Genomic DNA, 15,573 nt, shown 5'->3' with positions numbered 1-15,573 from the left:
GCACATTTAAAGAAAAAGCCTTAAACGAACAGTATTACGCCTTCGCGGGAATGACAGTAGATATACGAGAGGATGTCACTGACTGCAATCTAATTAAACCAGCAATAGGTGTGAACGTCGTTGGCTGACTTCTGATCGCTCTTACCGTCCTGCCAAAATATGCTAATGCTTACTCTCGCAATCGTTAAATTAAATGTGCGCTGCTACAACTAATTATGTTAACAAGAGTATTCACAATCTAATAAAGAATACTCTGTGGAAAAACAAACTTATTGAATTTCTAAAAGCTCTACTTCAAAAATAAGCAAAGAACCTGCAGATATTTTTCCCGTCGATCTATTGCCATAGGCTTGGTCAGAGGGGATAAAGAATTTAAATTTATCACCCACCACCATCAATTGAACCCCTTCTGTCCAACCTTTTATTACCTGATTCAAAGGAAAGCTGATAGGCTCACCTCGGTCAACAGAGCTATCAAATACAGTGCCATCTAATAATAAACCATGGTAATGCACTTTTACTGTTGAACTGGCACTTGGATGACTTTCTCCTTGACCCTTTTGTAAAACTTGATATTGCAAACCAGAAGCCGTTTCTTGCACATCTTGGTTAGCTTTATTTTTTTCTAAGAAGTCTTTTCCTATAGCAATATTCTCAAGCGCTGCTTTTTTATTAACTGCGTTTCTAGCAAAGTAAAAAACCACTAATGCAATGACTACAGCTACAACAATATATTTCATCACTCTTCCTAACGTCATTATAATTAAAGTTTAGTATTCTAACACCCGATTATTCTTACGCTAAGACTTCTTATTTATGACTACCTAAGATTAACGTTTCGTCATTGTGGGAAGAGATTTTACAATAACTAAACTAAGGGTATAAAAGTTGAGAGCCTTTCAAAGATATTAAATATCAATTTTTGTGCCCATGCATATAGTTTGCTAGCGCTAAATCATCAAAATCACTAGAATTGCTCAGGGCGTTGTAAATACCAGCTTGATCCTCTTTACTTCTGTTTTGCCCCAGCTTTGATTTGCCTTCAATTTGGGTTAGTTCGATTTTAAAACCAACAATTCCCGCTAACATTTTGTGTTTAATCTTTTCGGTGACTATGTCTTTTTTTACCAGTAATTGCGGTTCGTATTTTTCAACTACTTGATCCACTGCTGTAAGTGTCTCTTGAGCATTGAGCAAGGTGACAACGCCATAGGCGTGAACAGCAGTATAGTTCCAAGTAGGGACCGCAGGTGTACTCATATACCAACTTGGGGAAATGTAGGCATGTGGTCCAGTGAATATCACGAGTACTGTCTTACCCTCTAGGTTTTTCCAATGCGGATTGGCTTTGGCACAGTGAGCATACAACACCCCTTGTTCTGCTTCATGTGCATTTAGGACAAAGGGTAAGTGTGTGGCCAATAAGTCTTCAGTGGAGGATACCATTACCCCAAAACCAAACTCCTCAATAAACTTATGTTTATCAGTTAACGCTTTCATTTGGAATGAATTGGGAATAAACATCTGGGATTATGACTCCGTCATTTTTGTTGTTGGATGGGTCAACTTAGCGATCAAATCCAATTTAGCTTGTGGCCACTCTGGTTTGATAATGCTGTAGATTGCACTGCTGCGAATGCTGCCATCTTGTTGAATACGGCAATCACGGTGAATACCTTCAAAAGTAGCACCTATGGCTAAAATGGCTGTCCTAGAACGCTGGTTTTTTTCATGAGTTTGTAATGCCACTCTATTGAGATGCAATGTTTCAAATGCATGGGTTAACAATAATAGTTTGCAGCGACGGTTGACGTAACTTCTTTGAGCGCTGGGCGTTAAAAAGGTAAAACCAATTTCAATGGCTTTATGCTCTAAGAAAATATTCAAGTAACTTGTTGACCCCACAATTTTGTCTTGGGTTTTATCTACTATGACAAAAGGTTGCTGACTATTCTGGCGCGCATTTTCTAAACAAGACGCTACCCACTGCTGAGTTGAGTCTAAGGTTTCACAGTATTTCGCTGTGGTCCATTTCCAGATACTGGGGTCCTTTCCTGCACAATATAATTTTTCTATATGACTCGTGTGCATAGGTTGAAGAGCCACGTATTCATCTTCAAGTGTTATGTTCTCAAGTGCCATTATTGTTCTCCTCATTATTGTGTTGGCTATTATTAAGTTATTTTGGTCTAATTAAATCAACCAATTTATATTTTTTAACTAGACCAGTGAAAGTATTTAAATTACAAAATGTAAACAGTACTCAGCCCAAATATTTGCAACTTGCAGAAACGGTTAGAGAGGCGATTAAACAAGGGCAATTGACTTCGGGTGATCAATTACCATCGGTTAAATCCATTAGCCAAGATTTAGGCTTAAACAGGCATACTGTAATGAAGTCATTGGCCGAATTGGTGGCTGAAGGTTGGATAGAGTCTATTCAGAGGGTAGGCTATAAAGTGGTAGAGAATTTACCGATTGAGAAAAGCCAAAACTCCACTTTTAAAGCTGTGGCGGTCAATCTCAGTCCTATCGACTACCGTCTAGTACGCTCGGGGATGCAGTTACCAACTTATCCCGCCAATGACTTTGAGTTTAACTTTGCTGGTGGCCAAGCAGATTTATCTTTGTTTCCTTTTGATGAATTTAAGCGGTGCACGTCTGACGTACTGAACAGACCTAATACTGCGCAGTTGAGCTATGGGCAAAGTGCTGGCACTCCAGAATTGATTGAGCAAGTGAGGATTTATTTGCGTAAGTCCAGAGCGATTACCGATCGAGAAATAGTGATCACAAATGGCTCCCAGGAAGCATTGTTTATTGTTGCACATTTGTTTCTAAAAACAGGTGACAAAGTGGCAATTGAGAAGCTGGGATATCCTCCGGCTATGGCGGCATTTAGAAGCGCTGGCGCTGAGTTAGTAGGAATAACACAAGATGCACAAGGGATGTGCCATAAAGACTTAGAGGTGCAAATATTGCAGGGTAACGTTAGGTTGATTTACCTTACACCTTTGCATCAATATCCCACTACTGTGACATTATCTGTGAGTCGCAGAATGCGCATCTATCAACTGGCAGCACAACACAATATCCCCATCATTGAAGATGATTATGATCATGAGTTTCATTATCGATGTCAGCCTCTTGCGCCCATGGCTACCCAAGATCCTGCACAGCTGGTCATTTATATCTCTACGTTTTCAAAAATCATGTTTCCTGGTGCCAGAATTGGGATTATGGCGGTAAACAAAGCTCTGGCTAAAGCGGTGACAGAATACCGCTTATTGATTTGCCATAAAAGTAACGTTTTAATGCAATCAGCTTTGGCTAAGTGGATGGCCAATGGTGGGTTTGAACGTCATTTAAGGCGAACCACTAGGCTCAATCTGCAACGCAGAGATCACGCTATTGCAGTGTTGAAGCAATACCCTTGTTTTGAGTTTGAAATCCCTGATGGTGGCATGGCGCTTTGGGTAAAATTAATGCCAGTGTGTGATGAAAAGGGGCAACGACTAAGTGCTGAGTTATTAGCGAAAAAATGTCAAGATATAGGGATTTATATCCAACATGAAAAACAGCTGCAGTTGCATGAAAAAAATGCTCAAGATAGTTTTATCCGTTTGGGGTTTGCCGGCATGAATCAAAGTAAATTTGCCAGCGGTATTGAATTATTAGTGAATAGTTTAAACAATAGAGACACTAATTTTTACCGAAGAGGCGCAGTTTCACTTAGGGCAATGACATGAATCGACGCGAGCTTTTGAGGCCATAACGATCTATTATAAGCAAGTTCAGCGAAGATCGTCGCAATAATAGTGGTATGGGACTGTGCGGTTAATCTAAGGTTCAAGACAAATATTCAGCTAGACCAAGGTATTGATCTAGAAAAGGGGCAGGAAACAACTATGACTTCGGTCTTTATTATTGTGGTAATTATCGCTTTGCTAATGACGATATCGACAAAACGACGTCGTACGGCTATCACTAAATCACTGTTTTATTTCATTAATTGTTTAGAAGCAAAACGAGCAGGACTAAGTTGTTACAGCCGCTTAATTGACGGGCTCGAAGTATTTTATCTTAGCAACACCCAAGACTTCAATGCAGATAAGCCGGTGTTAGTGCTGCTACACGGATTCAGTGGGGACAACTATGTTTGGAACCGATTTGCCAAGAGGTTTTCTGCAGACTTTCAGTTGCTTATTCCGGATCTCAAAGGACATGGTAAAACCGCTTATGACCCCAATGATAATTATTCTGTGCCCAGCCAGTGTCGCATGTTAATAGGGTTAGTGGATCAATTGCAGATAAAGCGATTTAGTGTTGTGGGTAATTCAATGGGGGGGTTAATGGCAGCCAAACTCATTGTTGATATACCAGAAAGAGTAGAGAAGTCAGTTTTGATTGATCCTGCTGGAGCCAAATCAGCATATGCACAACATTTGGTTGAGACTCAGGTCAATCCATTTGCGCATCAAGTTGAGCAAGATTTTTTTGATTTTTACGATCGCATCATGTCCAAACCTCCCTATGTACCCATATTTATTCTACGTGCCTTAGCAAGACAATATATCGCTAAACGCGAGCAATATTCCCATATGTTTAAGCAATTTTTTGACTTACAGGATTTTTATTCGATTGAGCATCGATTTGACTACCCTAACGCCATGTTGATTTGGGGGCTTAACGACAAGTTGTTGCCTGTTGCCGATTACACACATTGGAGAACCATGCTTAATCCTACAACCCATATATATGAAGATCTTGGGCATATGCCTATGGTTGAGGATGTGAAACGTGTGTCCAAAGATATTCTTAGTTTTTTACGCACATAAAGTAGTAGGTTATTGTTGAAATGCAGTTGCCAGCGAATGTGCAAAGCACTGTATAATCACTCCAAGGAATTTTATTTTTAAAGAGTTTAGGTATGCCAAATTTTGTAATCGAATTCAGTGGAACCCTTACCCAACAAATTACCCCTGAAACCCTGATGGATAAGATATTTAAAGGCGCAAAAAACAGCGGACATTTTCCACCAGAAGCGATAAAAGTGCGCATAGAGCCTCGCCCATATTTTCGTTTGCACGATAAATACAATGACTTTTTGCATGTGACTGCACACATCTTAAGTGGCCGCACAGACCTACAAAAAGCTGAAATATCCAAGGCCGTGATGGAACCCCTTAAAGCCTTAGGCCTAAATAGTGTTTTTGTTTCCGTGGAAATTGTGGATATTCATCGCAGTAGTTTTGTGGATTTTACCTATGAAGGTAGATCCTAAAATTTAACTTTTCAGCATCAGGTCCGTTTCTGCCAACATCTGCACACTTTTTATTCGGGCATGGATATCATGGATTGGCATAGAAACAATGATTTCATCTACTTTTGTGGCTTCAATAAATTGCCTTAGTTTATCTGTGACTGTTTGTTTAGAGCCTACCATGGCGTAACGTAAAATATTCATTAACATTGCTTGGTCTGCTGCCGTACAGATTGTTGATATATCATCCACAGGTCTGGCAAACGGACGATTAACTCCAAGGCGTAAATTCATAAATTGTTGCTGCACGGAGCTAAATAAATAGTTAGCTTCTTCGTCAGTATCGGCCACTACGGCCATTAGTCCTGCCATCATATAGGGCTTCTGAGATTGCTCTGATGCTTGAAAGGATCCACGGTAGAGACTGATGGCGTCGAAGAGTTGCTCTGGGGCAAAGTGTGATGCAAAAGAGTAGGGTAGTCCAAATTGCCCAGCGAGCTTAGCACTATACAAACTTGATCCTAACAACCAAATTGGAATATGGGTGTTCGCACCTGGCACAGCCACAATATTCTGCCCGACCTTAGGTTCGCCTAAATAATGTTGTAGTTCACGAATATCCTCAGGATAATTATCTACCTCAGACGTCAGATTACGTCGTAAGGCTCTAGCAGTAGCCATGTCTGTTCCTGGAGCTCGTCCTAATCCTAAATCGACTCTATCGGGATATAATGTAGCTAAGGTACCAAATTGTTCCGCTATCACTAAAGGGGAATGGTTAGGTAACATCACGCCACCAGAGCCAATTCTAATTTTAGAGGTTGCAGCAGCAATGTGAGCTAAAACAATGGCGGTCGCTGAGCTGGCCACACCAAACATACCATGATGCTCTGCTAACCAGACTCGGTTATACCCCGATTTTTCAGCCTGAATAGCCAATTTACGTGAGTTATCAAGGGCGTCGGCAATGCTTGAACCTTCGGCAATTGGAGCAAGATCAAGTATTGAGAATGGCAGAGTCATAAGTAGCCTGAAAAAATAAAAATAGTAGATAAACATTACCATAAGTGAATCTTACGAGTCGCTCTTTAATGACGTTACACTGCATCTGTTTGGTTTTCTGGTTTGGCGTTAATAAATGCCTCTAGTTGATTACAACATTGATAGACATTGTACAATTTGGGAAATGCACTCATTTCAACTTCGAATCGTAAAGCGTTGTATAGCTGTGGGATTAAATACAGGTCTGCTAATGTGACATCTTCCCCAAAACTGTAGCTTGATTCATCGAGCATTGTTTCCAGCGCAGACAATCCAACAGTGACCCAATGACGATACCAAGTTAACTTTTGCTCACCCTCTATATTAAGTTGCTCAGTAAGATAATTCAGCACCCGCAAATTGCAGATAGGATGGATATCACATGCAATAATATCCACAAAACTTTGCATTTTCGCGGCCTGAAAGGGATCGGCCGGTAACAACTTTACATTTGGGTATAGTGTATCTAAATAACTCAGTATGGCGCCAGATTGTGCTAAAAACTGGCCATTATTGGTTTCTAAACAAGGCACTAATCCTTGTGGTTGTTTAGTTATATAGTCGGCGCTTTTGTGTTCATTTTTTATCAGGTTAATCGGCTCAATACTGTGTTCAATCTGCTTTAAATTTAAGGCAATTCTGACCCGATAAGCAGCAGATGAGCGATAGTAACTATATAGTTTCATATTTAAGGCCTACACAATAGCGGGTAAAATCGTTGCTTCCACTTCTCCAAAACCAATTCTCGCGGCCCCTTGTTTACTGCAAGAAGCGCGCATAATTATGCTGTCACCGTCTTCTAAAAATGTGCGTTTTTCACCATTGGGTAAGTCAACAGGGGTTTTACCTCCTTTACTTAATTCAAGTAAAGAACCCGCTTCTTCATCTGTTGGCCCAGATTGTGTACCCGAACCCAATAGATCCCCAGAACGCATAGCACAGCCATTACTGGCGTGATGAGTTATTAATTGTGCTGGAGTCCAATATGAATATTTAAAGTTAGATTGCGACAGTTGTGCCATTGTTTGCTGGTTTTCACGCATAGTTTTGGTCTGAATAAAACAACTTAAGTCGATGTCTAGGCCACCATAGCGACTATTATGTTCGCTAGTCAGATGGGACATAGTTTGAGGATCTGTTTCTGGTCGCGTAAACTCGCTGCGATAAGGGGCTAAGGCTTCCATAGTGACTATCCAAGGTGAAATAGTCGAGGCAAAACTCTTAGCTAAAAAAGGTCCTAACGGCTGGTATTCCCAAGCTTGAATATCACGGGCCGACCAGTCATTAAAAATACACACTCCAAACAGATGTTGTTCTGCATTTTCTATTTTTATTATTTCGCCCATCTGAGTACTTTTGCCAACAAATAATCCCATTTCTAATTCGTAATCCAAACGTTTGCACGGCCCAAAACTTGGCTCAAGGGCATCGGGAGCTTTGGTTTGCCCAACTGGGCGGTGAAACTGTTGACCTGAAATGCCTATAGTGGAAGATCGTCCATGATAGCCAATAGGGATCCATTTATAGTTAGGTAACAAGGGGTTGTCTGGGCGAAATAATTTGCCTACCGCAGTGGCATGATAAATCGACGTATAAAAATCAGTATAGTCGCCAATCTGGCAAGGCATGCCAAACTCGATATCTCCTTGGGATATTAATGTTGGCGCTAATGCAGTTTGTAAAGGGGAATCCGCTCTTAGTGCTTTAGATAATGCCAATCTTAGTGCAGAGTTGGCTTCATCCCCTAGGTCCATTAAGTCATTTAAAGTTGATTGACTGGCCGCTTCTAATGCTTCTTGGGGGACACCACTGAATAACTTGAGTTTTGCAACCGCGGCTAAATCTATGACTTGATCGCCAATGGCTACTCCACCTCTAAATGCTTCTTTTTGGCCTTTACGTTTAACTATTGCAAAAGGTAAATTTTGAATAGGAAAATCACTTTTCGAATTGGCACTGGTCACCCAACTAGTGAGATTGACATCATGTGTTTCATTGATCATTAACATATTTTTTCTCTCAATTTGTTTCTTAGAACGATGCCGACGGCCCCGCGATACTATTTATTAGCTTCTCGCCTCTAGCCTCTAGCTTCTAGCTAGAAGTTTTAAGCTGCTTTTAAGCCTGTCCGTTAAAATGTTTGTTTAGATTTCCCCAACAACTAAGGTAGTCTTTTTGTCTTGTTGTTGCTTGTATTGCAAATTCTGTGGGGGCAATGACATAACGAGACTCAAACATAAATGCCAAAGTATTCGCATATTTTTGTGGCGACAGAACGCCATTTGAGGCTTTTTCAAATACATCAGCTTCTGGTCCATGAGGCGTCATACAGTTGTGTAAACTCATGCCTCCGGGTTCAAAACCTTTTTCTTTAGCGTCATATACGCCATGTACTAATCCCATAAACTCACTCATGACATTACGATGATACCAAGGTGGCCTGAAGGTATTTTCAGCTACCATCCAGCGTGGAGGAAAAACTACAAAGTCGATGTTGGCTGTACCTTGTGTCTCAGATGGAGAAGTTAAAACTGTGAAAATGGAGGGGTCTGGATGATCAAAACTGACTGTATTAATGACATTAAAACGTGACAAATCGTATTTATAAGGAGCGCTATTGCCTACCCATGCCACCACATCTAGTGGGCAATGCTCTAAATCAGCTTGATACTGCTCACCACAAAACTTAGTGATTAACTTACTGGCTTGTTGCTTATCTTCAAAACTGGCGGTCGGATACTGAAAATCTCGTTGATTCGCAAATCCATTGGCACCCACTGGCCCTCTTTCTGGCAAGGTAAATAGAGCACCATAGTTTTCGCAAATATAACCACGAATAGCTTGACTTGTAGGTTCTATTTGAAACTTAATTCCACGGGGAATAACCATAATCTCGCCGGGTTTTACATGGAGTAATCCTAATTCAGTACGAGCGACTAATTCACCTTGTTGTGGCACAAATAACAACTCGCCATCTGCATTACAAAAATACCGATTGTCCATAGCTTTATTCGCACAATAGAGATGAATACCCATACCTATTTGCGTTTTGGCGTCGCCATTTGCTGCCACAGTAATTAAGCCATCGATAAAGTCAGTTGGGGTATCTGGTATAAGTTGCGGGTTCCAGCGCATTACATTGGGAGGGCAAGGCGCGCCGCTTAATGGTGCTGTGCGCACTAACCCTTTATCAATAACACTATAGTCTCCCATGCTGATTGATGGCCGAATACGATACATCCAGGTGCGGCGATTCTCATGTCTTGGGGCAGTAAAGGCGGTGCTACTAAATTGTTCTGCATACAAACCGTATGCACACTTTTGAGGATTAAACTGGCCAATAGGCAATGCGCCTGGTAAGGCTTCTGATTCATGTTCGTTGTTAAACCCTGAGGAATAACAAATATCACTTGGCTTAATCATCGGATTTCCTCGTTGCCATACGGATATGTTTTCAATATAGTCTCATATGAAACTATATTGTTAATAGAATCAATTTTATTCAGTTTATTCGTGGTGTACTTTATTCTTTACGTAGAGCAGGTGAGTTAAAAAATGCAAAATATCCAAGGTGAAGTAGTGCAACTCGAGCAATTTGTACCCTACCGAATGGTACATTTGGCAGCCAATATAAGTCTGGGGTTATCGAAAATCTATAAAGATGAATTTGATATCACTATTGCACAGTGGCGCGTATTGGCACAGTTAGCCGCACAACAAAAGTTGTACTCCAAGGACATTAGTAACATCACCTCTATGGATAAATCAAAAGTATCCCGGGCGGTGAAAACCTTAGAAAGTAAAGGCTATTTATATAAAGTCACAGACAAAAAAGATAATCGCGCGGCCTACCTGTCGTTAACGACTCAAGGTAAGACGCTATATCAAAAAATTGCACCTAAAGCGTTACAGTGGGAAAGGCAACTAATAGCCGTTTTGGAGCAAGGTGAACATAAGAAATTAATGGAAATTTTGGAAAAATTAGATAAACAAGTCTTGCTAATTTGAAGAATAATTTGTTGATATTGTGATGCTAGCAACCCTCCCGAGAAAGTTGCGCTAATAAAAAACATCGATTCTTGGTATTAAACTTCATACTTTGTTGCACTATCACTACTATTTACCTGTATTTCACTGCTATATTCTGCAACCTTGTGTTTAGTTTATTTGGAAAGTGTGTAATGGACTTCCGTGTTTGGAACAGTTTGTTTTTAAAGGTTTTATGCATTGTTTTGGTATTGGTTAGCCCAGCAAGTTTTGCGATTAGCCAAAAAGTACTTGAACAAAGTCCTGGCACCATAAAAGTGGGGCTAATGGCCTTAGCTATTGTGGTTGCTTTATTATGCGTATTAGTGATTGTTTTTAAAATTCAGCTAAGTAACTTCCGTAAAAAACAGCAAAAACACAACCAAAAACTGGCAGATAAACAAGCATTGTTTAATGATTTTAAGGTCGGCATGTTGCACGTCAATGAAGCTGGCGAAATTATTTTTGCGAATAGAGTCGCCGCATTTTTTCTAGGCAGTAAAGAAGATAAGTTAATTTCTAGACCCTTGCTTGAGATGTTTTCTGACGATGTGCAAGAATCTATTAGTGCCGCTTTAGCATCGAATCAGTATAAGCCTCTACAAACCTATGTGGCTGCGAGTAGGCGTCATTTACAATTAGGATTCAGTAAGCAGTCGGTGGTGAATGATGGTATCGCTAGTGTTATTTCTGTAGCTGATATAAGCAATTTTCAGCACCAAATAGATCAACAATCTTCTAGCCTTACTAGCCTAAATGAAGGTTTGTTTCAAAGTGGTTTAGCAAAACTAACCATTGACTTTGAATCAAATACTTTTACTTCAGACCAGCTGTTTGCTGATTTTTTGTTAGCAGCAGAACCTATGAATGGTGAGCTCAATCAGTTAAAAAAAATGCTTAATAGCAAAGCAACCATGGAGTGGGAGCAGACCTTAGAATTAAGTAAGACCAAACATCAAATGGACATGAGTTGTGCGTTTCTGCAGATCGATAAAAATCAAACCGTTAGTCAGGGGAGTGAGCCAAAAGAAGCGCAACATCAAAACACTATTACCCTTAGATTGACTGGCCTAAGCAGCAATAAAAATGCTAAAGGTGAAACCACACGTTTGGATTTTTTGGTACAAAACCTATCAGAATTGGATCATTATAAAAGCTTGCATCAAGCCAGCCAGCAACAGGTTAACACTCTGTTAGCAACCAGTTCTAATCCCGTTTATATGCTTGATGAGCAGGGTAAGTTTAAAACCTGTAATTCAGCTTTTGAGTTGTTGTTTAAACAAAAACTATCAAAATTAGAAAATAAAAACATACAAGATTTAGACATATTGCCTCCAGAAATTAGTCGTTTACATACTGAAAACAGTACAAATTTCAGTGCTGTAAATGTAGGGCACGATAAAGAATTCGAACTAATGTTGCCTGATGAGGTATTGCACACCCTTAAACTAAAATTAAAGTTTTTTGCAGGTTTGAATAAAAAACGAGCTGGGGTAGTGGGAGTGATTCAAGATGTGACAGAACTTAATCTTGCTAAAAAACAGTTGGAGCAAGAGCGAAAACATTTTATTACTATATTGGATCTTGCACCTGTTGCTGTCGCCACAATTGATTCTGAAGATCGTATTGTTAGAGCTAATATTGCGATGACCGACCGTTTAGGACTAAGTGAAAGAGAACTAAAAAAAGATACGTTCTACCAGCTATTTAATGATTCTAGTAATGCCGGCAAGGCAGCTAAACAAATTCATCAGACTGGGAGGTTGCGTGGTTTTGTGGCGCAATTAAAAGGTAAAAATGACGAATTGCACCCCAGTGAGTTACATGTCGATATACTCAATAAAGAAACACAAGAATACTTGTGCTGGATATCGGATCGTACCAAAGAACAATTTCATCAGGACAAATTTGATAGTTTGTTGCAACACAGTAGTATGCCTATGGCAATTTTGGGCGAGCAAGGTTTTAGTAAATTAAACCCTGCCGCTTGTGCCTTTTTTAATGTAGAAGAAGAGCATGAGTTATTTGGTAGCACCCCTTTTTCCACTGAATTAAACCTAGACCAACAAGCATCTGAAGAGCTAGAACGACATATAACAAAGGTGAAGTTAGAAGGGCAAGCTAAATCATTACAATGGGAACATAGAGTGGGCAAAGACCCATTACCTTGCCAAGCGACTTATGTGCCTATGTATAAAGGACAAGACTTCGATTCAATTCTATGTATTTGGACTGACTTTAGAGATTTGCAGCAAGCAGATGAAGCACGTATTGAGGCAATAAACTTACATCAAGCTGCTGAGAAAGAAGTGGCTGAAAAGCAGCAGCTGTTGCGAAACAGCCAAGATCAGTTAGCGTCTAAGATGAAAAATTTGGCTGATACAGAGTCAAGACTACAAGCTGCTCAAGACGATTTATCTGAAAAACAAAGTGAATTCAGCGATTTACAACAGGCTCACCAGCATGTTACCGATAATCTGCAAGAACTGCAGCAAGATTACAATCAAAGTCGCTCGCAGTTAAGTGAGGCACAGCAAGCTAACAGTGCCTTGGCATCTCAGTTACAAGAGTCTACGGCTAAAGTATCAGGCTTGCAGGCTCAGCGAAACCAAATATCCGATGCCCTACAAAACAGTGAGAAAAAGTATAAAACGGCACAACAGGAATTGCTTGAAAGTGAGCGTAACGCCGAAATTCTTAAACAAGAACAAGTTAACCAACAAAACAAAATGGATGACTTTGTGTCAGAAATTAATGGACTTAAAGAGTCTATCGAACAAAAAGACTTACAAATTAATGAAGTGGGCGGGCAAATAACCTCCTTGCAGTCGGAGTTGAACAGTTCTGGGAATACCACTGAAAAACTGCGGCAATTGCTAGTTAATCAACGTAAGGCCAGTGAAGAAGCTGAAAAGCAACGTAGAAATTTAGAACAGACATATAAATTAGCCGAGTCAGAGTTAACTAATAAAGTACGCCATGTTGAACATTTGCAAAATGAAATGCAAAAATTCGAAGAAATGTCGAACCAACAAAAAGGTGATATGCAGCAACAGCAAAGCCAACTCATGCTTGAATTGGAAGCTAAACAACGGCAATTGCAAGAAACTCAACAAGCATTAGATGAAACAAAAGAAGCGGCTGAGAAAGAAAAAGAGGCTAAAGAGCAGCAGCAAAATCAATTAGAGATTTTGCAACAAGAACTGTCTGAGATGGAAAATAATAGTCTGCAACAACAGCAAAAAATGGCAGAAACTGAGCAAGAATGGCAGGCACAGCAGCAAAAAATCCACCAAGAGTTAGCGGCTAAACAACAGCAATTACAAGAAACTGAGCGGACTTTGCAGCTAGCTAAGGAACAAAGCGAAGCGGAAAAAGCCGATAAAGAGCAACAACTCGCACTGTTTGAAAAACTCCAAGCTGAACTCGCAGAAGTCGAGCAGCGTAACACCCTGCAACAGCAACAAATTGCCCAAAGGGATAAGGAATATCAGCTGCAGCAAGATAACATGCAGCAAGAACTCAAAGCTAAGCAGCAACAGTTGCAAGAAACACAGAGCAATTTAAACCACGCCAAAGAACAAACCGAAGCTGAGAAAAAACAACAACAAACCTTGTTCGAAAAGTTGCAACGAGAGCTAAGTGAAATGGAAGCACGTAATGCTCAGCAGCAACAGCAGATGGCAAAAAGTGATGAAGAGTGGCAGTTACAACAACAAAAAGTGCAACAAGAACTCATCTCTAAACAGGAACTATTGCAACAAACAGAGCTGTTGTTGTCACAAACTAAGCAGCAAACCGAGGCAGAAAAGGCAGCTGAAAAAGCCGAGAAAGAACAGCAACAAGCGCTGTTGGAAAAATTGCAGAGTGAGCTTCAAGAAATGGAGCAACAAAGTTCTCAACAGCAACAAAAAATAGCTCAAAGCGACCAAGATTGGCAAAAACAACAACAAGCCTTACAAGATGAAGTTGAAGCTAAACGCCAACAATTACAGGATACTCAAGGCAACTTGGACGAAATTAAACGTCAAGCAGACGATGAAAAACTGGCACGCTTAGAACAGCAACAGAAACTTGAACAGTTGACCGTAGAATTAACTGATGTTGAAAGCCGTGCGGTTAAACAAAAAGAAATGATTGAAGGTAGTGATGAGCAATGGCGTAAACATCATGCAGAAATCGAACAACAGAAGGTACAATTACAACAAGCCTTAGTGGAAGCTGAAAAACAAAACAGCCTAATGCAACAGAAACTAGAAGGTAACTTACAACAACTGCAACAAGCCGAATCACAAGTGTCAGAAACCCAATCAGGGGAGCAAAAACTGCAAGATGAACTGAATCAGGCACGTAATCAAGCTGAGCAGTTACAACAGCGAATACAACAACAAGAAGAACATGAGCGTAAGTTACAACAACAACTCGAAGAGCAACAACAAAGCCTGCTGGGCAGTGAACAAAATATTCACTCTCTTGAAGAAAAACAAGTTCAACTCACTGAACAATTACAGGCAGTGCAACAAGAATACTCAAACAGTAAAGAGAGCTTACATGATCAACACAGTGATCATGCTGAATTAGCTGCGCAACTACAAAAACTGGAACAGGATTTACACAACAGTCAATCTCAATTAAGTGACAAAGAAAGTGCCTTACAGCAAGCTAAACAAGAGTTGGAGTCTAATCAGGCTAAACTAGCTGAACAGGAAAACGCGTTATTATCTGCCCATAAAGTGGAGCTGCAACAAGCGATAGAACAACAGCCTGTTCAAGAAAATAATACACCTTCTGAAATCGCAAAAATTGCGATGCCAACTAACCCCAAAATTTGGTTTGATTTGTTGCCCTATTTACAAAATCAAAATGTCACTAAACCACTACCAATTGCGTTAAATGAGTTGATGCAAGAGTTGGAAAACGGCATCAAAGAAACTGATAATGCTGTAGACGAAGATGATGTCACATCTATTTTAAAGGGCGCTCGTAAGCTAGTATTAGTGGCTAATAAAGTCAATTCTGAGGCATTAACGGATGTGGTCACTAGGTTGGAAGCCGATTGCCGAGAGGGACTTGTAGATAATATCGCCATATCATGGCCTACAGTGCAACGTTCTTTAAACCATACTCTTAGGGTGATTTATTCACATTTGCATAATTGATATTTACGGGAGTCATCTGTGAATTGATCTGAACCTATAGAGATCCCGTATAAGCGAGTTGCCGTTTTATGTTGAGGTGTATCA

At 40.2% G+C, this 15,573-nt stretch carries 12 protein-coding genes; 5 read left to right on the top strand and 7 right to left on the bottom strand.

Annotation, left to right across the window (positions count from 1 at the left end):
- Window positions 1-269: 269 nt before the first annotated feature.
- From AAC000_RS17085 to AAC000_RS17075, 3 genes are all read right to left on the bottom strand, one after another.
- On the bottom strand, window positions 270-740 hold the full coding sequence (locus tag AAC000_RS17085) for an FKBP-type peptidyl-prolyl cis-trans isomerase (protein WP_339724344.1): 471 nt from the start codon (window positions 738-740) through the stop codon (window positions 270-272).
- Between the two features lie 175 nt (window positions 741-915).
- Complete coding sequence (locus tag AAC000_RS17080) at window positions 916-1,524, bottom strand: FMN-binding negative transcriptional regulator (protein WP_339724343.1); 609 nt, start codon at window positions 1,522-1,524, stop codon at window positions 916-918.
- A 6-nt stretch (window positions 1,525-1,530) separates the two neighbouring features.
- Entirely contained in the window at window positions 1,531-2,142 is a 612-nt protein-coding gene (locus AAC000_RS17075) for a GNAT family protein (protein ID WP_339724342.1), read from the bottom strand.
- A gap of 86 nt (window positions 2,143-2,228) precedes the next feature.
- Between AAC000_RS17075 and AAC000_RS17070 the strand changes: the two genes are divergently transcribed.
- The 3 genes from AAC000_RS17070 to AAC000_RS17060 all read left to right on the top strand — a co-directional run bounded on the left by AAC000_RS17070 (window position 2,229) and on the right by AAC000_RS17060 (window position 5,284).
- Window positions 2,229-3,749, top strand: coding sequence for a PLP-dependent aminotransferase family protein (locus tag AAC000_RS17070; RefSeq protein ID WP_339724341.1), 1,521 nt, complete (start codon window positions 2,229-2,231; stop codon window positions 3,747-3,749).
- A 159-nt stretch (window positions 3,750-3,908) separates the two neighbouring features.
- Complete coding sequence (locus tag AAC000_RS17065) at window positions 3,909-4,838, top strand: alpha/beta hydrolase (protein ID WP_339724340.1); 930 nt, start codon at window positions 3,909-3,911, stop codon at window positions 4,836-4,838.
- Between the two features lie 92 nt (window positions 4,839-4,930).
- Window positions 4,931-5,284: a 5-carboxymethyl-2-hydroxymuconate Delta-isomerase gene (locus AAC000_RS17060; RefSeq protein WP_339724339.1), complete on the top strand. Its 354-nt coding sequence runs from the start codon at window positions 4,931-4,933 to the stop codon at window positions 5,282-5,284.
- 3 nt (window positions 5,285-5,287) lie between these two features.
- Here AAC000_RS17060 and AAC000_RS17055 read toward each other — a convergent pair whose 3' ends face one another.
- From AAC000_RS17055 to hmgA, 4 genes are all read right to left on the bottom strand, one after another.
- Window positions 5,288-6,286: an LLM class flavin-dependent oxidoreductase gene (locus AAC000_RS17055; RefSeq protein ID WP_339724337.1), complete on the bottom strand. Its 999-nt coding sequence runs from the start codon at window positions 6,284-6,286 to the stop codon at window positions 5,288-5,290.
- A 74-nt stretch (window positions 6,287-6,360) separates the two neighbouring features.
- The gene (maiA, locus tag AAC000_RS17050; protein ID WP_339724335.1) at window positions 6,361-6,990 is read right to left on the bottom strand and encodes a maleylacetoacetate isomerase; all 630 of its coding nucleotides are present in this window, start codon (window positions 6,988-6,990) and stop codon (window positions 6,361-6,363) included.
- A gap of 9 nt (window positions 6,991-6,999) precedes the next feature.
- On the bottom strand, window positions 7,000-8,313 hold the full coding sequence (gene fahA / locus AAC000_RS17045; RefSeq protein ID WP_339724333.1) for a fumarylacetoacetase: 1,314 nt from the start codon (window positions 8,311-8,313) through the stop codon (window positions 7,000-7,002).
- Between the two features lie 109 nt (window positions 8,314-8,422).
- Window positions 8,423-9,727, bottom strand: coding sequence for a homogentisate 1,2-dioxygenase (gene hmgA, locus AAC000_RS17040; protein ID WP_339724331.1), 1,305 nt, complete (start codon window positions 9,725-9,727; stop codon window positions 8,423-8,425).
- Window positions 9,728-9,859: 132 nt separating this feature from the next.
- Here hmgA and AAC000_RS17035 point away from each other — a divergent pair, with 132 nt between their 5' ends.
- Complete coding sequence (locus AAC000_RS17035) at window positions 9,860-10,312, top strand: MarR family winged helix-turn-helix transcriptional regulator (RefSeq protein WP_339724330.1); 453 nt, start codon at window positions 9,860-9,862, stop codon at window positions 10,310-10,312.
- A gap of 173 nt (window positions 10,313-10,485) precedes the next feature.
- Window positions 10,486-15,489 (top strand): PAS domain S-box protein, encoded by a 5,004-nt coding sequence (locus AAC000_RS17030; protein WP_339724328.1) that lies wholly within the window; start codon window positions 10,486-10,488, stop codon window positions 15,487-15,489.
- Window positions 15,490-15,573: the final 84 nt, after the last annotated feature.

Origin of the sequence: uncultured Paraglaciecola sp., assembly GCF_963977085.1 — a bacterium.
Lineage (GTDB): Bacteria > Pseudomonadota > Gammaproteobacteria > Enterobacterales > Alteromonadaceae > Paraglaciecola.
Note: the sequence above shows the minus strand (reverse complement) of the source record. Positions and strands in the feature narration are given on the sequence as shown.